This is a genomic window from Pseudomonas sp. S2_E02, from assembly GCF_054668355.1.
This window is the reverse complement of the sequence record NZ_CP162761.1, coordinates 4,309,053-4,331,064: the sequence shown is the minus strand read 5'-3', so window position 1 is coordinate 4,331,064 and position 22,012 is coordinate 4,309,053. Positions and strand designations below refer to the sequence as shown.

Annotated in this window: 24 protein-coding genes and 1 pseudogene; 8 read left to right on the top strand and 17 right to left on the bottom strand. The window is 58.9% G+C overall.

From position 1 onward, the window contains the following. Positions 1 to 25 precede the first annotated feature (25 nt). The 3 genes from AB4O01_RS19565 to exbB are packed head-to-tail and all read right to left on the bottom strand — an operon-like array spanning position 26 to position 2,163. Positions 26 to 772 (bottom strand): energy transducer TonB family protein, encoded by a 747-nt coding sequence (locus tag AB4O01_RS19565; protein ID WP_093429658.1) that lies wholly within the window; start codon positions 770 to 772, stop codon positions 26 to 28. After that, a complete protein-coding gene (gene exbD / locus AB4O01_RS19560; protein ID WP_007920333.1) occupies positions 769 to 1,197 on the bottom strand; it encodes a TonB system transport protein ExbD in 429 nt (142 codons plus the stop codon). Before exbD ends, AB4O01_RS19565 begins: the two co-directional genes overlap by 4 nt. A gap of 6 nt (positions 1,198 to 1,203) precedes the next feature. Continuing rightward, positions 1,204 to 2,163, bottom strand: coding sequence for a tonB-system energizer ExbB (exbB, locus tag AB4O01_RS19555; protein ID WP_460089269.1), 960 nt, complete (start codon positions 2,161 to 2,163; stop codon positions 1,204 to 1,206). Between the two features lie 188 nt (positions 2,164 to 2,351). Here exbB and AB4O01_RS19550 point away from each other — a divergent pair, with 188 nt between their 5' ends. After that, positions 2,352 to 3,209: an SDR family oxidoreductase gene (locus AB4O01_RS19550; RefSeq protein ID WP_320336150.1), complete on the top strand. Its 858-nt coding sequence runs from the start codon at positions 2,352 to 2,354 to the stop codon at positions 3,207 to 3,209. A gap of 139 nt (positions 3,210 to 3,348) precedes the next feature. Here AB4O01_RS19550 and AB4O01_RS19545 read toward each other — a convergent pair whose 3' ends face one another. From AB4O01_RS19545 to AB4O01_RS19520, 6 genes are all read right to left on the bottom strand, one after another. Further along, positions 3,349 to 4,089 carry a hypothetical protein gene (locus tag AB4O01_RS19545; protein WP_460089267.1) on the bottom strand — a complete coding sequence of 247 codons (741 nt, stop codon included), beginning with the start codon at positions 4,087 to 4,089 and terminating at the stop codon, positions 3,349 to 3,351. Positions 4,090 to 4,158: 69 nt separating this feature from the next. Beyond that, positions 4,159 to 4,539, bottom strand: a complete 381-nt coding sequence (locus AB4O01_RS19540; RefSeq protein WP_003229509.1) for a RidA family protein — start codon at positions 4,537 to 4,539, stop codon at positions 4,159 to 4,161. Positions 4,540 to 4,563: 24 nt separating this feature from the next. Further along, positions 4,564 to 6,669: a bifunctional GTP diphosphokinase/guanosine-3',5'-bis pyrophosphate 3'-pyrophosphohydrolase gene (gene spoT / locus AB4O01_RS19535; protein ID WP_064589822.1), complete on the bottom strand. Its 2,106-nt coding sequence runs from the start codon at positions 6,667 to 6,669 to the stop codon at positions 4,564 to 4,566. Positions 6,670 to 6,726: 57 nt separating this feature from the next. Then, positions 6,727 to 6,990 (bottom strand): DNA-directed RNA polymerase subunit omega, encoded by a 264-nt coding sequence (rpoZ, locus tag AB4O01_RS19530; RefSeq protein WP_003177259.1) that lies wholly within the window; start codon positions 6,988 to 6,990, stop codon positions 6,727 to 6,729. Between the two features lie 167 nt (positions 6,991 to 7,157). After that, on the bottom strand, positions 7,158 to 7,778 hold the full coding sequence (gmk, locus tag AB4O01_RS19525) for a guanylate kinase (protein WP_008078609.1): 621 nt from the start codon (positions 7,776 to 7,778) through the stop codon (positions 7,158 to 7,160). Between the two features lie 12 nt (positions 7,779 to 7,790). Beyond that, entirely contained in the window at positions 7,791 to 8,654 is an 864-nt protein-coding gene (locus AB4O01_RS19520) for a YicC/YloC family endoribonuclease (protein WP_093429970.1), read from the bottom strand. Positions 8,655 to 8,925: 271 nt separating this feature from the next. On the opposite strand from AB4O01_RS19520, the gene rph reads away from it, so the two are divergent. The 3 genes from rph (at position 8,926) to gltS (ending at position 11,614) form a co-directional block, all read left to right on the top strand. After that, the gene (rph, locus tag AB4O01_RS19515) at positions 8,926 to 9,648 is read left to right on the top strand and encodes a ribonuclease PH (RefSeq protein WP_016985814.1); all 723 of its coding nucleotides are present in this window, start codon (positions 8,926 to 8,928) and stop codon (positions 9,646 to 9,648) included. A gap of 28 nt (positions 9,649 to 9,676) precedes the next feature. Continuing rightward, positions 9,677 to 10,045, top strand: a complete 369-nt coding sequence (locus AB4O01_RS19510; protein WP_007920344.1) for a DUF4870 domain-containing protein — start codon at positions 9,677 to 9,679, stop codon at positions 10,043 to 10,045. A 357-nt stretch (positions 10,046 to 10,402) separates the two neighbouring features. Next, the gene (gene gltS / locus AB4O01_RS19505; protein ID WP_093429662.1) at positions 10,403 to 11,614 is read left to right on the top strand and encodes a sodium/glutamate symporter; all 1,212 of its coding nucleotides are present in this window, start codon (positions 10,403 to 10,405) and stop codon (positions 11,612 to 11,614) included. A gap of 78 nt (positions 11,615 to 11,692) precedes the next feature. On the opposite strand, the gene AB4O01_RS19500 is transcribed toward gltS, so the two are convergent. Next, complete coding sequence (locus tag AB4O01_RS19500) at positions 11,693 to 12,472, bottom strand: exodeoxyribonuclease III (RefSeq protein WP_007920349.1); 780 nt, start codon at positions 12,470 to 12,472, stop codon at positions 11,693 to 11,695. An 82-nt stretch (positions 12,473 to 12,554) separates the two neighbouring features. Here AB4O01_RS19500 and pyrE point away from each other — a divergent pair, with 82 nt between their 5' ends. Next, on the top strand, positions 12,555 to 13,199 hold the full coding sequence (gene pyrE / locus AB4O01_RS19495; protein WP_008078597.1) for an orotate phosphoribosyltransferase: 645 nt from the start codon (positions 12,555 to 12,557) through the stop codon (positions 13,197 to 13,199). 167 nt (positions 13,200 to 13,366) lie between these two features. Here pyrE and argB read toward each other — a convergent pair whose 3' ends face one another. From argB to coaBC, 4 genes and pseudogenes are all read right to left on the bottom strand, one after another. Further along, positions 13,367 to 14,272, bottom strand: a complete 906-nt coding sequence (gene argB, locus AB4O01_RS19490) for an acetylglutamate kinase (protein WP_003229488.1) — start codon at positions 14,270 to 14,272, stop codon at positions 13,367 to 13,369. A gap of 17 nt (positions 14,273 to 14,289) precedes the next feature. Beyond that, positions 14,290 to 15,666, bottom strand: a pseudogene (locus tag AB4O01_RS19485) (phosphomannomutase/phosphoglucomutase); the annotation flags it as partial. Positions 15,667 to 15,984: 318 nt separating this feature from the next. Beyond that, a complete protein-coding gene (gene dut / locus AB4O01_RS19480) occupies positions 15,985 to 16,440 on the bottom strand; it encodes a dUTP diphosphatase (RefSeq protein ID WP_038359240.1) in 456 nt (151 codons plus the stop codon). Positions 16,441 to 16,445: 5 nt separating this feature from the next. Next, positions 16,446 to 17,654 carry a bifunctional phosphopantothenoylcysteine decarboxylase/phosphopantothenate--cysteine ligase CoaBC gene (gene coaBC, locus AB4O01_RS19475; protein WP_007920365.1) on the bottom strand — a complete coding sequence of 403 codons (1,209 nt, stop codon included), beginning with the start codon at positions 17,652 to 17,654 and terminating at the stop codon, positions 16,446 to 16,448. Positions 17,655 to 17,789: 135 nt separating this feature from the next. On the opposite strand from coaBC, the gene radC reads away from it, so the two are divergent. Next, complete coding sequence (gene radC / locus AB4O01_RS19470) at positions 17,790 to 18,464, top strand: RadC family protein (protein ID WP_093429665.1); 675 nt, start codon at positions 17,790 to 17,792, stop codon at positions 18,462 to 18,464. Between the two features lie 133 nt (positions 18,465 to 18,597). Here radC and AB4O01_RS19465 read toward each other — a convergent pair whose 3' ends face one another. Then, positions 18,598 to 20,184: an ABC transporter substrate-binding protein gene (locus tag AB4O01_RS19465; RefSeq protein ID WP_460089265.1), complete on the bottom strand. Its 1,587-nt coding sequence runs from the start codon at positions 20,182 to 20,184 to the stop codon at positions 18,598 to 18,600. 448 nt (positions 20,185 to 20,632) lie between these two features. On the opposite strand from AB4O01_RS19465, the gene rpmB reads away from it, so the two are divergent. Next, positions 20,633 to 20,866, top strand: coding sequence for a 50S ribosomal protein L28 (gene rpmB, locus AB4O01_RS19460; protein WP_007920377.1), 234 nt, complete (start codon positions 20,633 to 20,635; stop codon positions 20,864 to 20,866). A gap of 11 nt (positions 20,867 to 20,877) precedes the next feature. Further along, complete coding sequence (rpmG, locus tag AB4O01_RS19455) at positions 20,878 to 21,033, top strand: 50S ribosomal protein L33 (protein WP_003177274.1); 156 nt, start codon at positions 20,878 to 20,880, stop codon at positions 21,031 to 21,033. A gap of 147 nt (positions 21,034 to 21,180) precedes the next feature. On the opposite strand, the gene AB4O01_RS19450 is transcribed toward rpmG, so the two are convergent. Further along, the gene (locus AB4O01_RS19450) at positions 21,181 to 21,384 is read right to left on the bottom strand and encodes a hypothetical protein (RefSeq protein ID WP_186620158.1); all 204 of its coding nucleotides are present in this window, start codon (positions 21,382 to 21,384) and stop codon (positions 21,181 to 21,183) included. A 233-nt stretch (positions 21,385 to 21,617) separates the two neighbouring features. Further along, the gene (locus AB4O01_RS19445) at positions 21,618 to 21,980 is read right to left on the bottom strand and encodes a cupin domain-containing protein (RefSeq protein WP_093429667.1); all 363 of its coding nucleotides are present in this window, start codon (positions 21,978 to 21,980) and stop codon (positions 21,618 to 21,620) included. Positions 21,981 to 22,012: the final 32 nt, after the last annotated feature.

The following is a 22,012-nucleotide window of genomic DNA, read 5'->3' as shown; positions in this document are numbered from 1 at the left end:
CTCCCACAGGGTATTGCGGTGTTGCTTAGCGGCGGCGTTCGAGGGAGTAAACAAACGGCGCAACAATTTCGATCGAGCCGTTGGTCAACATGTCGGCCGGTGGCTTGGGCAGCGGTTGTGCGCGGCGGATCATTTCCAGGGTGGCCCGGTCCAGATCGGCGTTGCCTGAGCGGCCCACCAGTTCAAACGACAACACGTTGCCTTCGGCATCGACTACAAAACGCAGGCGGTTCAAGCCTTCCTTGCCCCGTGCCTGTGCACTTTGCGGGTACTTCTTGTACTTGGCCAAATGCGCAAGCAGAGTGCCTTGCCAGCTGGCCTTGGCTGCCAACTGTGCCGGCGACGGGCCGGGCGCCGGTGCAGCGGATTTCTCCGTCGGTGCCGGGGTCGGTGGTGTATCGGCCGGTTTCTCCTCGGAAGGTTTTTCCTTCGGTGGATCAGGCAGCTTCTTCTCGACCGGCTTCGGCGGTTTAGGCTTTGGCTTCGGCTTGGGCTTCTGCACCGCGATTTCAGCTTTCGGTGCTTCGGCCAACTTCGGAATCGGCAACTCTTCAACCGGAGCCGGTGGCTGCGGCGGTGTGACGACTTTCGGCGGAGCAGGCGGTGGCGGGGCTGGAACCGGGGCCAGCTCGACCATCATTGCCTGTGGGGGCAATTCGATGGGCGGGCGGGCGGTCCAGTTCAGTGCCAGCGCGATGGCCAGCGCATGCACGCCCAGCACCACGGCCAGGCTACCGCTGTAACGCGTCAGCTTATGGCGCGTCGTGATCATTTCTTGGCTGCCGTCTCAAGTCCGACCAGGCCGACCTTCAGGTAACCGGCGGAGCGTAGCTTGTCCATCACGCTCATCAGGTCGCCGTAATCCACGCCTTTATCAGCCTGGAAGAAGATAGTGGTGTCTTTCTTGCCCTGAGTCTTGGCGTCGAGCACGGCGCCAAGGGTTTCGGCTTTCACTTCGTCGTCGCCGATGTACAGGCGCTGGTCAGCTTTGACGCTGAGGAACACCGGTTTCTCTGGCCGCGGCGCCGGTTTGGCGGTCGAGGCCGGCAGGTCGACTTTGATGTCCACGGTGGCCAACGGAGCGGCCACCATGAAGATGATCAACAGCACCAGCATCACGTCGATGAACGGCGTGACGTTGATTTCGTGGTTCTCGGCCAGATCGTCGTCTGCGCCTTCTTTCAAATGCAGGCCCATGGCCGATTACCCCACTTTGACCATGTGCGGCTGCGAGCTGCGCTCAGGCTGGTGATCGAGGTCACGGCTGACCAGCAGCAGAACTTCTGCCGACGCGTCGGAAACCTGCGCCTTGTAACCGGCGATGGAACGGGCAAAAACGTTGTAGATCACAACGGCTGGGATCGCTGCAACCAGACCCAGTGCGGTGGCCAGCAGTGCTTCGGCGATGCCTGGAGCCACAACGGCAAGGTTGGTGGTCTGGGTTTTGGCGATGCCGATGAAGGAGTTCATGATGCCCCACACGGTACCGAACAGGCCGACGAACGGCGCGGTGGAACCGATGGTGGCGAGGACGCCGGTGCCGCTGCTCATGTTGCGACCGCAGGCCGCTACCAGACGCTCGAGACGGAAGCTCACGCGTTCCTTGATGCCTTCTTTCTCGCGGCTGTTGACCGACAAGCGCATCTCTTCGAGGGCGTCGTGCACCAACAGGTTGGCGAGGGTGCCTTCCTTGCCGGCGGTGGCGCTGGCTTCTTTAAGGGTGGTGGCTTTTTTCAGAGCGGCGATTTCGCCACGCAGACGACGTTTGGCGCCCATCAGCTCGAAGCCTTTGGCGATCCAGATGGTCCAGGTGATGATCGAAGCGATGGCCAGACCGATCATCACGATTTTCACGATGATGTCGGCGTTCTGGTACATGCCCCACGGCGACAGGTCGTGGGCCATGCCCAGGCTGTTGTCCGCTTCGAGAACTTCAGGTAGGTCGGCAGCGTCTACCGCTTGCACTGGATCAGTGGCAGCGGGAGCAGCGGCAGGCGCGTTGGCGGCCGGTGCGTGCTGTTCGGTCGCGGCCGGGGCTGCTGGCGCTTGTGCGTCGGCGAACGCGGCGGTCGGTGCCAGCATCATGCTGAGCAGCAGAGCCGCCAGCGCGCTCCAGGCGCGAGGTCGATTGGTTGGCGAAGCGGGGATTTGATTGCGTGTCATGCTGGCCGGACCTGAGATAGAAAAACGTTGATGCTCTTCCAGGCCTCGTGAGGCCGAGAACAAAAGTGAGGTGCATTATTGCAAGTAATTCTTGTTAACAAAAGTAATAGAGTATCTTTTTTTCCTTCATTGCTAGCCGCCCGTCCTTTGCCAGCGCTAGTCTGTGTCTTTCCGATAGGAGTTTTTTGATGTCCGCGCCTTCTGTTTTGATTGCCGGTTGTGGTGATGTCGGCAGTCGTCTGGCCAGGCAATTGCTGGCGGCTGGTTGGGAAGTTCACGGCCTGCGCCGGGATGTTTCGAAGCTGCCTGCTGGGGTGATCGGCGTTGCCGGCGACCTGTTCAACGAAGACTGCCCGGCGACCTGGCCGGTGGGTGCCGTGGACTATCTGGTGTATTGCGCTGCAGCGACTGATCACGATGAGGCCGGTTATCGCGCGGCTTATGTGCAGGGTTTGCAGAATGTCCTGAGCTGGCTGGACGATTACGGGCAAGTGCCTGAGCGGCTGCTGTTCGTATCCAGCAGCAGTGTCTACGGTCAGCAGGATGGCGAGTGGGTTGACGAGGCATCCGCGACGGTCGCTGCGGGTTATTCCGGGCGACTGATGCTCGAAGCAGAGCAGGTGGCTCTAAACAGTGGAATCCCTGCGAGCATCCTGCGCCTGACCGGGATTTACGGCCCGGGTCGCGAATGGCTGCTGACTCAGGTGCGTCGCGGTTATCGCGTCGCGGTGGAGCCGCCGCTGTATGGCAACCGGATTCACGCTGACGACGCGGCGGGATTGCTGGCGTTTCTGCTGGAGAAGGATCGGCAGGGCGTGAAGCTGGAGGATTTCTACATCGGCGTGGACGATGCACCGGCACCGTTGGCCGAAGTGGTGGGCTGGTTGCGTGAATATCTGGGCGTTACCGAATGGGCGGAAGACGCCAGCGTTCGGCGCACGGGCAGCAAGCGATGCAGCAATGCCCGGGCGAAAGCGTTGGGCTGGACGCCAGCGTACCCAAGTTACCGCGAGGGCTATGCCGCGATCCTCGAAGGTAAGTGCTGACTTCCTGACACCCCAAAACAACTGTAGGAGTGAGCCTGCTCGCGATAGCGGTCTAACATTCAACACTTATGCTGACTGTTACACCGCTATCGCGAGCAGGCTCACTCCTACAGGGGATCTCAGCGGATTGTGGTCCGGATTACTGCTTCTCCAGCAACCACTTACGCTCGCCCGGCGTGTATTGCGGCATTTCATCCGCCAGCGCGGTGTTCACTGCCTGGAAAATCTCCAGTTCCTTGCCCTTGCGCGCAAAGATGTAGGCATTGCCCTGACCGTTGAGCTGCAACCACATGTTGTCGTTGGTGCTGCTCATCGAAGCGCAATCACCTGCCAGGCACAAGGCATAACGGTCGGCTCCTGGCAGCCCGGAGACCTGGCCGTCAGCCTGAAACTGCACGGTGCCGCCTTCGCCCTGACCGCTGGCGATTGTCCAGTTGCCGCCCATGTAGGCGGAATACAGCGCGCGCTCGAAACTGGCGCCAATCGGTGCGCCTTCCGGCACCGGAATCTGTGCGCGGTCGAACACCTGCTCGGGTTCGTTCTCGCTGGCGGCTTGCTGCAGTTGCCCGCCGTCGCGTTTCAGCTCGCTGGCGGAGCTGCCATAGAAGTCGACTTTCCAGGCGCCGGATTTCTCACCCAGCAGCCGTCCTTCGACGTTCTCAAAGCCGTTGGTGTAGCGGGCCTGACCGGCCTTGGTGTTGACGTCCCACTCAAGGTTCGGGCCGTAAGCCTGAAGCGCTTCGCGCAGGGGGCCGCCCTTGGCTGCGGCATCGATCGCCACCTGGTTGATCCAGGTGCCGCTGATGTCACGGTCGGCAGGGTTGCTGGCGCAGCCGCCGAGGAAAATGGCGAGCAGCAGGAGAGCTAGCGCTTTGCGCATGGTGGAATCCTTTCAAAACCTTTTCTTGCTGAGCAGTCGGCGCGGCGTTTGAAGGCCGCGCCGTGCGCATCACTCGATGACCAGAATGGCATCCATTTCAACCTGCGAACCCTTTGGCAGGGCAGCCACGCCGATGGCGGCGCGAGCCGGATATGGCTGGTCGAAGTACTTGCCCATGATCTCGTTGACCTTGGCGAAGTGGCTCAGGTCGGTGAGGAAGATGTTCAGTTTGACGATGTCCTTGAACGAACCGCCAGCGGCTTCAGCCACGGCTTTGAGGTTCTCGAATACCTGGACGGTCTGGGCTTCGAAGCCTTCAACCAGTTCCATGGTTTTTGGGTCCAGAGGAATCTGACCCGACATGTAAACGGTGTTGCCTGCCTTGATCGCCTGGGAGTAAGTACCGATGGCGGCCGGGGCCTTGTCGCTGGTGATTACGGTTTTGGTCATATATGACTCCTTGTAATAGGCAGGTTATGCACGCATGCGGGTGATGCGGATCACCCCGGTCAAGGCGCGCAGCTTCTTGATCACGCGGGCCAGGTGCACACGGTCGTGGACGCTGACCACCAACTGGACCACGCTGATGCGACCATCGCGCTCGTCCATGCTGATTTTCTCGATATTGCCGTCGGCTGCGTTGACGCTGCTGGCCAGCAGGGCGATCAGGCCGCGCTGGTGTTCCAGCTCGACGCGCAGTTCGACGTTGAATTCGCCGGTGACATCCTTGGCCCACGAGAGCTGGATGCATTTTTCCGGGTTGTGCCTGATTTCGCTGATGTTACGGCAGTTGTCCAGGTGCACGACCATGCCTTTGCCCGCCGACAGGTGCCCGACAATCGGGTCGCCCGGGATCGGCGTGCAGCACTTGGCGTAGCTCAGCACCAGACCTTCGGTACCGCGAATCGCCAGCGGGCCTTCCGGGCTTGGCAGCTGCTCGCCTTCGCCAAGCAGGCGGCGGGCGACCACGTAGGCCATGCGGTTACCCAGGCCAATGTCTTCGAGCAGGTCTTCGATCAGTTCGAGGCGGTACTCGGTGAGCATGGCTTTGACGCGTTCGGCCGGGATCTTTTCCAGCGCGCTGTCGAAACCGTTGAGCACTTTGTTCAGCAAGCGTTCGCCGAGGCTGATGGACTCCGAGCGACGTTGCAGTTTCAGCGCATGACGGATGTGCGTGCGCGCCTTGCCGGTGACCACGAAATTAAGCCATGCCGGATTCGGTCGTGCGCCCGGAGCGCTGACGATTTCGACCGTGGAGCCGCTTTGCAGCGGTTCGGACAGCGGTGCGAGTCGACGGTTGATCCGGCAGGCAATGCAGCTGTTGCCGACGTCGGTGTGTACCGCGTAGGCAAAGTCGACCGCCGTGGAGCCTTTCGGCAGCTCCATGATCCGGCCTTTGGGTGTGAACACGTAGACCTCGTCCGGGAACAGGTCGATCTTCACACTCTCGATGAATTCCAGCGAGTTGCCGGCGCGTTGCTGCATCTCCAGCACGCCTTTGACCCACTGGCGGGCGCGGGCGTGAGTGCCTTTCGGCTGTTCGTCACCGCTGGACTTGTACAGCCAATGGGCGGCGATGCCGTTGTTGGCCATCTCTTCCATTTCGCGGGTGCGGATCTGGATTTCGATCGGTACGCCGTGCATGCCGAACAGCGTGGTGTGCAGCGACTGATAGCCGTTCGCCTTGGGAATCGCGATGTAATCCTTGAAGCGCCCTGGCAACGGTTTGTACAAATTATGTACAGCACCCAGCACGCGGTAGCAGGTATCGACCTTGTCGACGATGATCCGGAACGCGTAGACGTCCATGATCTCGTTGAAGGCCCGACGCTTGCCGCGCATTTTCTTGTAGATGCCGTAGAGGTGTTTCTGCCGACCGCTGACTTCGCCCTGGATGCCGTCGATGGCGAGGCAATGGCCAAGGGATTCTTCGATTTTGTTGACGATTTCCTTGCGGTTGCCCCGGGCGCGTTTGACCGCTTGGTAGATCCGCGCGGAACGCATCGGGTGCATGGCCTTGAAGCCAAGGTCTTCAAATTCGATACGAATGGCATGCATGCCCAGCCGGTTGGCGATGGGCGCGTAGATTTCCAGGGTTTCCTTGGCGATGCGTCGGCGCTTTTCGCCGGACAGCACTTCCAGCGTGCGCATGTTGTGCAGGCGGTCGGCGAGTTTGACCAGGATCACGCGAATGTCGCGTGCCATGGCCATGGCCATTTTCTGGAAGTTTTCGGCTTGGGCTTCGGCCTTGGTCTCGAAATTCATCTGGGTCAGTTTGCTGACCCCGTCGACCAGTTCGGCCACGGTTTCACCGAACTGCGCTTGCAGCGCTTCTTTGGCGATACCGGTGTCTTCGATCACGTCATGCAGCATCGCCGCCATCAGGCTCTGATGGTCCATGTGCATGTCGGCAAGAATATTGGCCACGGCAAGAGGATGCGTGACGTACGCCTCGCCGCTACGACGGCGTTGACCGTCATGGGCTTGTTCGGCGTAGAAATACGCTCGGCGGACCAGGTTGACCTGGTCGTTGCCGAGGTAGGTCGATAAGCGATCGGCGAGGGCGTCTATGCTCGGCATGATGATTCCTGCCGTAAGCTGTGATCCCGCGCCGTGCTACGTCGACCAGGCATAGGCTTAGACGGCCTCGTTGGACTCGTCCTCGAACGCTGCAAACAGCGGTTCGTCTTCGACGATCTCAGCGTTGGCGATGAACTCGTAGCTCATCAGGCCTTCAGCGATTTCACGCAGGGCGACAACGGTCGGCTTGTCGTTTTCCCACTGAACCAGTGGCTCTTTGCCGCCGGTGGCCAGTTGACGGGCACGCTTGGTAGAGAGCATGACCAGCTCAAAGCGGTTTTCCACGTGTTCTAGGCAGTCTTCAACGGTTACGCGGGCCATGGTATTCCTCGGAGCGAATGCAATATGCGCGCTGCCCGGTTGGGCGAGCGGACTCAACAGTTTAAAAAAACACCAGCGATTAGGGAAGCGCTGATTTTTTGACCAAGCCCTTCAACGCGCTGCAAGCACCAATGTAAAGCGCTTGCAGCTGTTTTGGGAAGTGCTGATTATCCGAGCAATTCGGCCAGCAATTTGCCGAAACGTACTTGCTGGCGTTTCTGCTGGAGTTGATTGGCGCGGAAAATCGCCTTCAGATCGTCCAGTGCGTGAGCAAAATCGTCGTTGATGATCAGGTAGTCGTATTCGACATAGTGACTCATCTCGCTGACCGCTTCGCGCATCCGCCCGTCAATGATCTCGTCGCTGTCCTGACCGCGATTGGTCAGGCGTTGGTGCAGGGCCTGAAGTGAGGGCGGCAGGATAAAGATCGAGCGTGCTTGCGGCATCAGCTTGCGTACTTGCTCGGCGCCTTGCCAGTCGATTTCCAGAATCAGGTCGTGACCTTCGTCCAGCGTCTGCTGCAGGCGGCTTTGCGAGGTGCCGTAGAAGTTGCCGAAGACTTCGGCGCGTTCGAGGAAGTCGCCATGCTCGCCCATCTTCACGAACTCTTCGCGGGTCACGAAGTGATAGTTCACGCCGTCCACTTCACCCGGACGCATGGCGCGGGTGGTGTGGGAAACCGAAACGCGAATTTCCGGTATGGCATCGGTCAAGGCCTTGACCAGACTGCTCTTGCCCGCGCCCGATGGCGCGGAAATGATGTACAGGGTGCCGGTGCTGTGGGTCATGTCGGGGTAGCCTTACTCAATATTCTGCACTTGTTCGCGCATCTGCTCGATCAACACCTTGAGGTTGACGGCGGCTTGGGTGCTGCGCGGGTCGAAGGCCTTGGAGCCCAGTGTGTTGGCTTCGCGGTTGAGTTCCTGCATCAGGAAGTCCAGGCGCCGACCAGCGGCACCGCCGGACTTGAGCACCCGGCGAACTTCGATGATGTGGGTGCTCAGGCGATCCAGTTCTTCGGCCACGTCGCTCTTTTGCGCGAGGATGACCATTTCCTGTTCGAGACGCTGCGGATCCAGCTCGGCCTTCATGTCAGCGAAGCGATCGAGGACTTTCTGACGCTGGGTCGCGAGCATCTGCGGCACCAGTTCACGCAGGGTCACCACGTCTTCTTCAATGGAGGTCAGGCGCTCGTTGATCAGGCGTGCCAGCTCCGCGCCTTCGCGCTCGCGGCCGGCCTTCAACTCTTTCAGGCCTTGATTGAACAGCGCCAGTGCGTCGGCATTCAGCGCCTGCGGGTCGCTCGCATCGCCCACCAGTACGCCGGGCCAGGCCAGCACTTCCAGCGGGTTGAGTGCGGCAGGGTTCTTGATCAGGCCAGCCACGGTCTCAGCCGCTGCGACCAGCTGCGCGGCGCGCTCGCGATCGACTTGCAGGGTTTTGCCGGTGCTTTCTTCGGTGAAACGCAGGGTGCATTCCAGTTTGCCCCGCGACAGGCCCTGACGCAGCGCTTCACGCACCGCGCCTTCGAGGTCGCGAAACGACTCCGGCAGGCGCAGGTGCGGTTCCAGATAGCGGCTGTTCACCGAGCGCAGTTCCCAGCTCAGGGTGCCCTGTGCGCCGGCTTTTTCGACGCGGGCGAAGGCGGTCATGCTGTGCACCATGGCGGTGACCTCGCAAATGCAGATCGGCGCGAAACCTGTGTTCCGCAGGCGCGATATGTATGAATTTAAGCCGACTGGCAGCAAAGGCGCAGGATTGTAGCGCAGTGCGGCGAATGCGCCCAAACACACGGTGTGACAAAGGGCTGCATCCCGTCGGTAACGGGTGTTTCAGGGCCTTCGATCGTCGGGCTGGATTTTTAACGAGTGCCCACGCGCGGTGCAGCGCTCTATAATGCTCGGCAGTTTTCCGTCCCCAGTACAGGTATTCCCTATGAAACGTCCAAGTGGTCGCGCTGCCGATCAGCTCCGCTCGATCCGCATTACCCGCAACTACACCAAACACGCCGAGGGATCCGTACTGGTCGAATTCGGTGATACCAAAGTCATCTGCACCGTCAGCGTCGAAAACGGCGTGCCGCGCTTCCTCAAAGGCCAGGGCCAGGGTTGGTTGACCGCCGAATACGGCATGCTGCCGCGCGCCACTGGCGAGCGTAACCAGCGTGAAGCGAGTCGTGGCAAGCAGGGCGGTCGCACCCTGGAAATCCAGCGCCTGATCGGCCGTTCCCTGCGCGCTGCGCTGGACATGTCCAAGCTGGGCGATGTGACCCTGTACGTTGACTGCGACGTGATTCAGGCCGACGGTGGTACTCGCACGGCTTCGATCACCGGCGCCATGGTTGCACTGGTTGATGCACTGAAAGTAATCAAGAAGCGTGGCGGCCTGAAGGGTGGCGATCCGCTCAAGCAGATGATCGGTGCCGTGTCGGTTGGCATGTATCAGGGCGAGGCCGTGCTGGATCTGGACTATCTTGAAGATTCCGCCGCCGAGACTGACCTCAACGTGGTGATGACCAGCACCGGTGGTTTCATCGAGGTGCAGGGTACGGCTGAAGGCGCGCCGTTCCAGCCTGAAGACTTGAATGCCATGCTGGAACTGGCCAAGCAAGGCATGAACGAAATCTTCGAACTGCAAAAGGCTGCACTGGCCGACTGAGCAGGTTCATAACCGCAAGGAGGACGCGATGAGTGACGAACAAGAGTTGCTGCCCAAACCGAGCCAGGAGGTTCGCCAGTGGGCGATGTTTTGTCACTTGTCCGCCTTGCTGGGGATCTGGATCCCGTTCGGCAATCTGATCGGGCCGTTGATCCTCTGGCAGATGAAGCGCGAAACGGACCCGTTCATCGACGCTCAAGGCAAGGAGGCGCTGAATTTTCAGATCACCGTCGCCATCGCCTCGTTGATCTGTTTCCTGCTGATGGTGCTGATCATCGGGTTCTTCCTGTTGGGGATACTGGCCATTGGTGCGCTGGTATTGACCATCATCGCCGGTGTGAAGGCCAATGAAGGTTTTCCTTACCGATATCCGTTTACCTGGCGGCTGATCAAATAAGGCGCTCGAAAAGTTTTAAAACAAATGCCCTGACCTGTCAGGGCATTTTATTAATGCAACAAAATTAATCGTTATTATGGGTAGGAATGATCTGATCGCGATGATCGGTCGATACTCTTTCTGTATATACACTTTTAGTCACAACTGCATCGGCTTAGTTAGGATTCATGGCCTTGGAATCAAAGGCGACGATTGTTAAAGTTGCTCGGATAATATTTCTCCTGAAATATTAAGATATATTCAAGCCATCGAAGGCTATTGAATTTCCGAGTAATCAGTGTTGAGACAATCAGCCGGTTCATGAGGCGCGTGCAGGTAAACAGCTCGCCTCTGAATATATAGCCAAGAATAATCCCAATGATTCAGCTCGATTTTTACGGAACACTTGTGGCCGCCTCCTTAGTCCTTCTGCTAGGACGCGGGCTCGTTATGCGTGTTGGTTTCATGCGCAGTTACAACATTCCCGAACCTGTCGCGGGTGGCCTGGTAGTTGCCTTGATCTTGTTGCTGCTGCGAACGCTCAATATTGAAATTCGTTTCGATACTTCGCTGCAGACACCTTTGATGCTGGCCTTTTTTGCCACCATTGGTCTAAGTGCAGACTTTGCCAGCTTGAAGAAAGGCGGGCGCGTTGTCGGGATATTTCTATTGGCAGTCACCGGATTGTTGGTAGTGCAGAATGCGATGGGGATCGGGCTGGCAACAATGCTCGGGCTCGATCCATTGATGGGACTGCTGACCGGATCGATCACCTTGGCGGGCGGTCACGGCACTGGGGCTGCGTGGGGTACGGTATTCAGTGAGAAATACGGTCTGGCATCTGCGTCGGAGCTGGCGATGGCTTCCGCGACGTTTGGCCTGGTGCTGGGTGGTTTGATCGGCGGACCAGTCGCGCGCTTGCTCATCAAGCGAGTGCAGGTGCCCGGTTGTCAGAGTCCGGATGCGCCGCTGCGGTTGCCGAAAGGCTTCGAGCAACCAAACAAAGAACGCTCGATTACCCCGTTTTCGTTTATAGAAACACTCGCCCTGATCGCGGTCAGTTTGCTGGCGGGCAATCTGTTGAACGGCCTGCTGCAGGGCACCGCATTCGAGTTGCCGACGTTCGTTTGTGTTCTGTTTGTTGGCGTGGTCTTGCGCAACGGGCTTTCGGCGTTGGGTCTGTATCAGGTGTTCGAGCGTGAGGTGTCGGTGCTGGGCAATGTCAGCTTGTCGCTGTTTCTGGCGATTGCCCTGATGTCGCTCAAACTGTGGGATCTGGCAGCATTGGCGCTGCCCATCTTCATCATCCTGGCAGTGCAGGCGCTGGTCATGGCGTTGTTCGCGATTTTCGTGACATTCCGGATGATGGGGCGCAACTACGACGCGGCCGTGCTGGCGGCAGGGCACTGCGGTTTTGGCCTGGGTGCCACGCCGACTGCCATTGCCAACATGCAGGCCGTGACGCAGCGCTATGGCCCCTCGCAGATCGCGTTTCTGGTGGTGCCGATGGTTGGAGCGTTCTTCATCGACATTATCAATGTCATCGTGATCAAGCTGTATCTGGCCTTACCGTTCTTCGCGGCAGTCTGAGTTCGAATCTGCTGCACTGTGAGGCACAAAAAATGCCCGTATCTTGCGATACGGGCATTTTTAACTGCGAAACTACGCTTAGATGGTCAGCGTCCAGTCGTAGTCGACGATCAGCGGTGCGTGCTGCGAGAACCGTGGCTGACGCGGCAGGCGAGCACTGCGCACGAAGCGCCGCAGGCCCGGGGTCAGGATCTGGTAATCGAAACGCCAGCCCAGATTGAGCATCTCAGCCTGTTCGTTGTCCGGCCACCAGCTGTACTGGTCGCCTTCGCGGCTGACTTCGCGCAGGGCATCGACGTAGCCCATGTTGCCAACAATCTCGTCCATCCAGGCGCGTTCTGGCGCCAGGAAGCCCGGGGATTGTTGGCTGTCGCGCCAGTTCTTGATGTCGAGCTTCTGCTGCGCCACGTACAGCGAGCCACAATAAATGTACTCGCGACGTTTGCGCCGCTGTTTGTCCAGGTACTTGCCGAAGTCGTCCATGAGCTTGAACTTCTGGTTCAAGTCCTCATCGCCGTTCATCCCCGAAGGAAGCAGCAAGGTGGCAATACTGACTTTGTCGAAATCTGCTTGCAGGTAGCGCCCGTAGCGGTCGGCCGTCTCGAAACCGAGACCGCTGATGACAGCCTTCGGTTGCAACCGCGAATACAAAGCCACGCCGCCTTGGGCAGGGACTTCAGCATCGCAGGCATAAAGGAAGTAGCCATCCAGTTGGAAGGCTGGGTCATCCAGTTCAAAGGCGGAGGCACGGGTGTCCTGCAGGCAGATGACGTCGGCATTCTGTGCTTGCAGCCAACTGAGCAAACCACGCTCGACTGCAGCCTGAATACCATTGACGTTCACACTGATGATCCGCATAAATGGCCCCAAAAATCGCGTGCGTGTATGATACACGGCGTCAAGCTAATTAGCTAAATCCGTGGTATTTGGGGTTTTTTTCATGCAAGCGTATCAGCGCGATTTCATTCGTTTTGCCATCGATCGCGGCGTTTTGCGCTTCGGTGAGTTCACCCTGAAGTCCGGGCGCACCAGTCCTTACTTCTTCAATGCCGGCCTGTTCAACTCGGGTTCGGCCCTGGCGCAGCTGGGGCGTTTCTACGCGGCAGCCATCGCTGAGAGCGGCATTCCCTTCGACGTTCTGTTCGGCCCGGCCTACAAAGGCATCCCGTTGGCGGCAACCACCGCTGTGGCACTGGCCGAGCACCACGACCGTGATCTGCCGTGGTGCTTCAACCGCAAGGAAGCCAAGGCCCACGGCGAAGGCGGCAGCCTGGTCGGCGCGCCGCTGACTGGCGATGTGCTGATCATTGATGACGTAATCACGGCGGGTACAGCAATCCGCGAAGTGATGCAGATCATCGCTTCCCAGGACGGTGCCAAGGCTGCGGGCGTGCTGATTGCGCTGAACCGTCAGGAACGTGGCAACGGTGAATTGTCGGCCATTCAAGAAGTCGAGCGTGATTTCGGTATCCCGGTGATCAGCATTGTTTCGCTGAATCAGGTGCTGGAATTCCTTGCCGATGATCCGCAGCTCAAGCAACACCTGCCCGCCGTGGAAGCCTATCGCGCCCAGTTCGGCGTTTAACCGCAGAGCACTGTGGGAGCGAGCCTGCTCGCGAAGAGGGCTTCACATTTAACATTGATGTGATGCAGAGACCGCTTTCGCGAGCAGGCTCGCTCTCACAGGGAATGTGGTGCAAAAAAAGACCCCGCTCAGCCAGGCTGAGCGGGGTCTTTGGTTTACGTCAGCGCTTATGGGCGCTTGCGATTGCTGATCAGCGTGCCCACACCGGTGTCGGTGAAGATTTCCAGCAGGATCGCGTTCGGCACGCGACCGTCGATGATCAGCGAGCTGCCCACGCCGCCCTGAACCGCTTCCAGTGCGCAACGAATCTTCGGCAGCATACCGCCGTAGATAGTGCCGTCGGCGATCAGGTCGTCGACCTGCTGCGTGCTCAGGCCGGTCAACACGGTGCCCGACTTGTCCATCAGGCCGGCAATATTGGTCAGCAACATCAGCTTCTCGGCTTTCAGTGCCTCGGCGACTTTACCGGCCACCAGATCCGCGTTGATGTTGTACGACTCGCCGTTCTCACCCACGCCGATCGGCGCGATCACCGGGATGAAGTTGCCTTTGACCAGCAGGTTCAGCAGTTCGGTATTGATCCCGACCACTTCGCCGACCTGACCGATGTCGATGATTTCCGGTTGAGTCATCTCCGGCGTCTGACGGGTGACGGTGAGCTTCTTCGCACGAATCAGCCCGGCGTCTTTACCGGTCAGGCCGATGGCGCTGCCGCCGTGACGGTTGATCAGGTTGACGATGCTTTTGTTGACCTGGCCGCCAAGGACCATTTCCACCACATCCATGGTCGCGGCGTCGGTGACGCGCATACCATCGACGAAGTGGCTTTCGATCGACAGACGCTTGAGCAGATCGCCGATCTGCGGGCCGCCACCGTGAACCACGACCGGGTTGATGCCCACGGCTTTCATCAAGACGATGTCGCGCGCAAAGCCGGTTTTCAGCTCCTCGCTTTCCATCGCGTTGCCGCCGTATTTGATCACCAGGGTCTTGCCGACATAACGTCGGATGTAAGGCAACGCTTCGGACAGGACCTGGGCGGTATGGGCGGCGGCTTCGCGTTCGAGGGTCATTCAGGGCTCCGGGTGGATCAGAACGGTAGTTGGAGATCAGGTGCAACGCGTTTCAGTTGGGCGTGGAACACATCCTTGATGCGTTGCAATTCAGCCTCGTCATCGGCCTCGAAGCGCAGCACCAGCACCGGTGTGGTGTTGGACGCGCGCACCAGGCCCCAGCCTTTGGCGTAATCGACTCGCACGCCGTCGATGGTGGTCAGGTCAGCGCCTGCGCCCCACTGTGCGTCGTGCAGTGCATCAATGATGCTGAATTTGCTCTCTTCGGTCACATGGATATTGATTTCCGGCGTAGAAATATCGTTCGGGAACGTCGCAAACAGCTCTTCCGCGGTGGATTTTTCCTTGCTGAGGATCTCCAGCAGCCGTGCGGCGCTGTAGATACCGTCGTCGAAACCGAACCAGCGCTCCTTGAAGAAGATGTGCCCGCTCATTTCCCCGGCCAATAGCGCTCCGGATTGTTTCATTTTCTTTTTGATCAACGAATGACCGGTCTTCCACATTAGCGGACGACCACCGTATTCCTTGATCAGCGGCACCAGGCGACGGGTGCATTTGACGTCGAAGATGATTTCCGCGTCCGGGTTGCGCGCGACCACATCACGGGCGAACAGCATCAGCAGGCGGTCGGGATAAACGATGCTGCCGGTGTTGGTCACTACACCGACGCGGTCGCCGTCGCCGTCGAAAGCCAGGCCGATATCGGCGTTGGTTTCCTTGACCTTGGCGATCAGGTCGACGAGGTTCTCAGGCTTGCCCGGATCCGGGTGGTGGTTGGGGAAGTTGCCATCGACCTCGCAGAACAGCGGGATGACTTCGCAATTCAGCGCTTCGATCAGTTGTGGGGCGATCACACCGGCCGCGCCGTTGCCGCAGTCGACCACGACCTTCATGCGCCGTGCCAGTTTGATGTCCTGGACGATTTCGGTGTTGTAGCGGTCGAGGATCTCGACCTGAGTGACACTGCCGGTGCCGCTGCTCAAGTTGTTGCTCTTGAGGCGCTCGTGCAGGGCCTGGATCTGTTCGTTGGCGAGGGTGTCGCCGGCGATGACGATCTTGAAACCGTTGTAGTTCGACGGGTTGTGGCTGCCGGTGAGCATCACCCCGGATTTGCCGGCCAGGACGTTGGCGGCGTAGTACAGCGCGGGCGTTGGCACCAGGCCGACATCGCTGACGTGGCAGCCGCTTTCGGCGATGCCGCGAATCAGTTCTGCAACCAGCTCCGGGCCGGACAGGCGGCCGTCGCGACCGACGGAAACGTTCGGTTCACCTTGGGCCAGGCTCTGCGAACCGATGGCGCGGCCGATCCAGTAAGCGGTTTCGGCATTGAGGAATTCCGGCACGGTGCCGCGAATGTCATAGGCGCGGAAAATGCTGTCGGGCAGCTTCGGGGCGATCTTGGCTGGGGTGCTCATCTACGGAAATGCTCCATCTCGAAAGTGGCGGGACAGACCGACGAATCGTTCGACGGCAGGCTCAAACTGAAGGGTATGACGGCGTTTTCCACGGAGAGTTCGTGGTATGAAAGGGCCATGACGCCTCGGCGGGCGTGGCTTTCGGCCGGCAAAACCTTGATTTTCGGTGTTAAACCTTTCAGCTGATCTGCTGAAACTTCCCCCTGTAGGAGCTGCCGCAGGCTGCGATCTATTGATCTTGATCTTAAAAATCAAAAGATCGCAGCCTGCGGCAGCTCTTACAGAAGATGACTCCGGTTACTTGGTGCCGGTGTGGCCAAACCCGCCGGTGCCGCGTTCGGTTTCGACGAACTCTTCAACCATTTCGAAATGCGCCTGTACCACCGGTACCAGCACCAGTTGCGCCAGACGTTCGCCGACGGTCATGGTGAAATCGGTCTGGCCACGGTTCCAGCAGGACACCATCAACGGGCCCTGGTAATCGGAGTCGATCAAACCGACGAGGTTGCCCAGCACGATGCCGTGCTTATGGCCCATGCCCGAGCGCGGCAGGATCAGCGCGGCGAGGTTCGGGTCGCCGATGTAAACCGACAGACCGGTGGGGATCAGCACGGTTTCACCCGGCTTGATCACGATGTCCTGATCCAGCATGGCGCGCAGGTCGAGGCCGGCGGAACCCGGGGTGGCGTATTGCGGCAGCGGGAAATCGGTACCGATGCGTGGGTCGAGGATCTTGGCTTGCAAAGCGTGCATGTAAATTAAACCTGGTTCAGACGTTCGGCGATAAAGGTGACCAGTTGGCGAGCGATCTTGCTCTTGCTGGTCTGGGCGAAAACCGTGGCGTGCAGCGCACGGTCAATCACGCTGCAGGCGTTTTCTTCGCTGTTGAAACCGATGCTCGGGTTGGCGACGTCGTTGGCGACGATCAAATCGAGATTCTTGTCCTTCAGCTTGCGTGCAGCGTAGTCGAGCAGGTGTTCGGTCTCGGCGGCGAAACCGACACTGAACGGACGGTCGGGACGGGTCGCGATGGTGGCCAGGATGTCCGGGTTACGCACCATTTGCAGGACGAAGCCGTCACCGCTCGTAGGATCTTTCTTGAGTTTTTGCGGGGCGACGACTTCCGGGCGGTAGTCCGCAACGGCCGCCGAGGCGATGAACACGTCACACGGGATCGCCGACTCACAGGCCGCGAGCATGTCGCGGGCGCTGACCACGTCGATACGCGTGACGCGATCCGGCGTCGGCAGGTGCACCGGGCCGCTGATCAGCGTGACGCGGGCGCCGGCCTCAACTGCGGCTTCAGCGAGTGCGAAGCCCATTTTGCCGGAGCTGTGGTTGGTGATGTAGCGAACCGGGTCGATGTTTTCCTGAGTCGGGCCGGCGGTGATGACGACGTGTTTGCCGGTCAGCGCCTGGCGCTGGAAACAGTCCGCCGCGCATTGTGCGAGGTCGGTGGCCTCCATCATGCGGCCCATGCCGACGTCGCCGCAGGCCTGGCTACCCGAGGCCGGGCCGAAGGTCTTCAGGCCACGGCTTTCCAGGAGTTGCAGGTTGGCCTGGGTCGCCGGATCACGCCACATCGCCTGATTCATTGCCGGCGCGACTGCCACAACGGCGTCGGTGGCCAGCACCAGGGTGGTCAGCAAATCGTTGGCGATGCCTTGGGCCAGGCGGGCGATCAGGTCGGCAGTGGCCGGGGCGATCAGTACCAGATCGGCCCATTTCGCCAGCTCGATGTGGCCCATCGCGGCTTCGGCAGCCGGGTCGAGCAAGTCGAGGTGGACCGGGTGGCCGGACAGCGCTTGCATGGTCAGCGGGGTGATGAACTCGGCGCCGCCATGGGTCATGACCACGCGTACTTCGGCACCCTGATCGATCAGGCGACGAACCAGATCGGCGCTCTTGTAGGCCGCGATGCCGCCGCCGACGCCGAGCACGATGCGTTTCCGATACAGCCGCTGCATAGGTCTGCCTTTCATTTCGTGGGTGACATACGTGGCGAAACCCCCTCCCCAGGGTGAATTCGCCCGCAAAAAAGATGGGCTACGATATCACAGCGACCGCTACGGAACAGCGGCGCCCACAGACAGGGAAGTGCTATGAGTATTCGCGATTGGCCTGCGGCGGAACGTCCGCGGGAAAGGTTGTTGGAACACGGGGCAGCGAGCCTTTCAGACGCTGAGTTGCTGGCGATTTTTCTGCGCACCGGATTGCCCGGACTAAGTGCTGTGGATCTGGCGCGCAATCTGTTGACTCAATTCGGCAGCCTGCGTTTGCTGCTTGAGGCCGATCAGGACGAATTCAGCAAACAATTGGGGCTCGGGCCGGCGAAGTTTGCGCAACTGCAAGCTGCTCAGGAAATGAACAGGCGGCATCTGGCTGAGAAATCACGGCAGAAACCAGCCTTGGAAAACCCTCAGGTCGTTCGCGATTATCTGAAATCGATGCTTCGTCACGAACCGCATGAGGTGTTTGGTTGCCTGTTTCTCGACTCCAAACATCAAGTACTGAATTTCGAGATACTGTTTCGCGGCTCAATCGACAACACCAGCGTGCATCCACGCGAGGTTGTGAAGCGATGTTTGGCCAATAACGCCGCTGCGTTGATCCTGTGCCACAACCATCCATCGGGGAACACTGACCCCAGTCAGGCAGATCGGCTGCTGACCAAACGCCTGCAAAAGGCACTGGAGTTGATTGACGTGCGGGTACTCGATCACTTCATCGTTGGTGATGGTGAGCCGTTGTCGATGGCGGAGTGTGGCTGGATGTAACTCTCAGGGACAAACGCTAAACCCCTGTAGGAGTGAGCCTGCTCGCGATAGCAATTTTCCAGTCACCGAATGGGTTGACTGAAATGACGCCATCGCGAGCAGGCTCACTCCTACAGGTGATGTGCAGGGCAGGTTATTTCAGGTTGACCTTGGAATAGTCCTGTCGGCCGAACGGGCTTACCGAGTAACCCTGCACGTCCTTACGTGTCAGCGCATACGCGGTCGGATGCGCCAGCGGCAGCCACAACGCCTGCTGCTGAATCTGCGTCTGCGCCTGCTCATAGAGCTTGGTGCGTACGCCTTGTTCGCTGGTGGTCTTGCCGGCGCTGATCAGCTTGTCCAGATCGGCGTTGCAGTAGCGTGCGAAGTTGGTGCCCGATTTGACCGCGGCGCAGGAAAACTGCGGCGTCAGGAAATTGTCCGGGTCGCCGTTGTCGCCGGCCCAGCCCATGAACAGCAGGTCATGCTCGCCCGCCTTGGCGCGGCGAATCAGTTCGCCCCACTCGATCACGCGGATTTCCGCCTGAATACCGATTTCCGCCAGATCCGATTGCAACAACTGTGCACCGAGGCTTGGGTTCGGGTTGAGCAGGCTGCCCGAAGGACGCGTCCAGATGGTGGTCTGGAAGCCGTCTTTCAAACCGGCCTTGACCATCAGCGCCTTGGCTTTGGCCACGTCATGTGGGTAACCCGGCAGGTTCTTCGCATAACTCCAGGTGTTCGGTGGGTAAGGGCCATTGGCCGCTTCGGCGGTGTCTTCGAACACCGCCTTGATGTAGTTGGCCTTGTCGAAGGCGAGGTTGATGGCCTGACGCACCTCTGGCTTGTCCAGCGGCGGATGCTGGCTGTTGATGCCAACGAAAGCGGTCATGAACGCGTCAGTCTTTTCGACTTTTAGTGTCGGCTCTTTCAGCGCGGCCTGTACGTCCAACGGTTTTGGCGACAGGGCGATCTGGCATTCGTTGCGTCGTAGCTTTTGCAGGCGCACGTTGGCGTCCGGGGTGATGGCGAAGATCAACGGGTCTACCGAAGGCTTGCCGCCGAAGTAATCCGGGTTGGCCTTGTAGCGAATCGCCGCGTCTTTCTGGAAGCGGTTGAACACAAACGGGCCGGTACCGATCGGCTGGCTGTTGAGCTTGTCCGTGGCGTTGGCCTTCATCAATTTGTCGGCGTATTCGGCGGAGTAGATCGAGGCGAAGCCCATGCTCAGCGTCGCCAGGAAGGTCGAGTCCGGGTGATCAAGGGTGAAACGCACGGTCAGCGGATCGAGCGCGTCGATCTTCTTGATCAGCGCTGGCAACTGCATCGATTGCGCATGGGGGAAGCCGCTCTGGGCGACTTTGTGCCACGGGTTGGCAGGGTCGAGCATGCGGTCGAAGCTGAATTTGACGTCTTCTGCGGTCAGCTCACGGCTCGGCTTGAAGTAGTCAGTCGTATGAAACTTCACCTGCGGGTGTAGCTTGAAGACATACGTCAGGCCATCGGTGCTGACTTCCCAGCTGTCGGCCAGGCTCGGCACGACTTTGCCGCTGGCGGTGTCGAATTCAACCAGACGGTTCATCAGCACGTCGGCCGAGGCGTTGGTGGTGGTCAGCGAGTTGTACTGCACCACGTCGAAACCCTCAGGGCTGGCCTCGGTGCAGACGCTCAGCGCGGCGGCCTGGGCCAGGGGGCTCAGCAGGAGCGGGGCGAGCAACAGGGGTAGGGCAGCGAGGCGCATGGTCGGTTTCCTTTTACAGATCGAAGGCCCATCTGCAAGTGCAGTCTGGAAAAGGCCTACCCTAGAGGTCTGGATTACAAATGACTATCCCCTTTTTGCATTTTCGGGGCACAGTGATGGCGGTTTTTCAGACCGCGGTGCGCGGTAAAAAGTCTGAATCGCCCGTAGGGACGATTTTCTGCGACGAGTGGTAAAAATCGATGCCAGCCTTTATCCAAGGCGTTCGCAGGCTGAAAAAGCGCCTTTTTGTGGATTGTTTGCACACCGAATGTTGTTGCTCCGAAGTCTTTCTGGTATAAAGCAGCGCTCTTTTCTAGGGGCCCGGTTCCTTCACTGTAGGTGTAGCCGGTAAGACCTCTAAAGAAACGCGGCGCCTGGCGCCAAATGACTGAGAGATTAAGCGGCCAACCCATGCCGGGTTGGGCATGTGGTTTTAGAGGGCTGAGGCATGTCGAGAGTATGTCAAGTTACCGGTAAGGGTCCGGTGACTGGGAATAACATTTCCCACGCAAACAACAAAACCCGTCGTCGTTTCCTGCCGAACCTGCAGCATCACCGCTTCTGGGTTGAAGAAGAGAAACGTTTTGTGCGTCTGCGCGTATCTGCCAAAGGCATGCGTATCATCGACAAGCGTGGCATCACTGTCGTGCTCGCCGAACTTCGCCGCGATGGCAAGATTTAAGGGAGCTAATCATGCGTGAATTGATTCGTTTGATCTCGAGCGCCGGTACTGGTCACTTCTACACTACCGACAAGAACAAGCGTACTACCCCGGACAAAATCGAGATCAAGAAATATGATCCGGTTGTTCGCAAGCACGTGATCTACAAGGAAGGCAAAATCAAGTAATTGATTTTTCCCGACTTACAAAAAAGGCCCGTATCTCACGATACGGGCCTTTTTTGTTGGCATGAATTGCCATGCCTGCTGAGCCGTTCCAGCGGATGAAAAAAAGATCCGTGTCTTTCGACGCGGACCTTTTCGGCGTTACGCTGATTAGTCGGAAGTGTCAGATAAAACCAGGTCTTGAATGGTCCCCTGATCATCGACTACGACGTTAATTTCTTTGTTTTCCGGAATCGAGAAATCGAACGGGAAGCCTTTGCACGCGTTAGCTCCGCGGATGAATTCCATTAGTCGTTCGTTGAGCGAACTTCCGACCAGAAACTTGAGTGGCTGGGCGGCATCATTGTCAGTCATGGGTTAATCCTTGAAATTAGAAAATGTCCTTAGGGACGCCCATGCTGTGCTTCACGCATTGTCCTTGTGCGGTACATATGTATATCGGGTGAGATTTTTTCACGCGGAGCGAGGTTCCCGCAGAAGGTGCCTCTGATAAAAAGGCCCGTATCTCGCGATACGGGCCTTTTTTTGTTTTTTCGGTTTTTCGTGCTGCCTGCTCGCGAAGAGGTAGGCGAAATCAGCGAAAATCCTCAAGCCTTCTGTTCAAAGATCACATAGATCTTGCGGCAAGCCTCCAGCACTTCCCAAGTGCCCCGAAACCCTGCCGGAATCACAAACCGGTCGCCAACGCGCAAGGTCTTGGCATTGCCCTCGCCGTCACGCAGCACCGACACGCCCTGTAAAATCTCGCAGTATTCATGCTCGGTGTAATTCACCGTCCACTGACCCACCGCACCTTCCCACACGCCAACGCCCATCTGCCCACACGGGCTGTCGTATTGATGAAACACCGCTTGCTCAGGATCACCCTTCAGTACTTTCGCCGGGTCCGGGCGATAGCGTTCGGCTTCGCTGCTGGTCAGGCTGATGTCGACGACGTTCTGGATGTTCATTGTTGTTATCCCCCGTGAATACGGCGCGATTG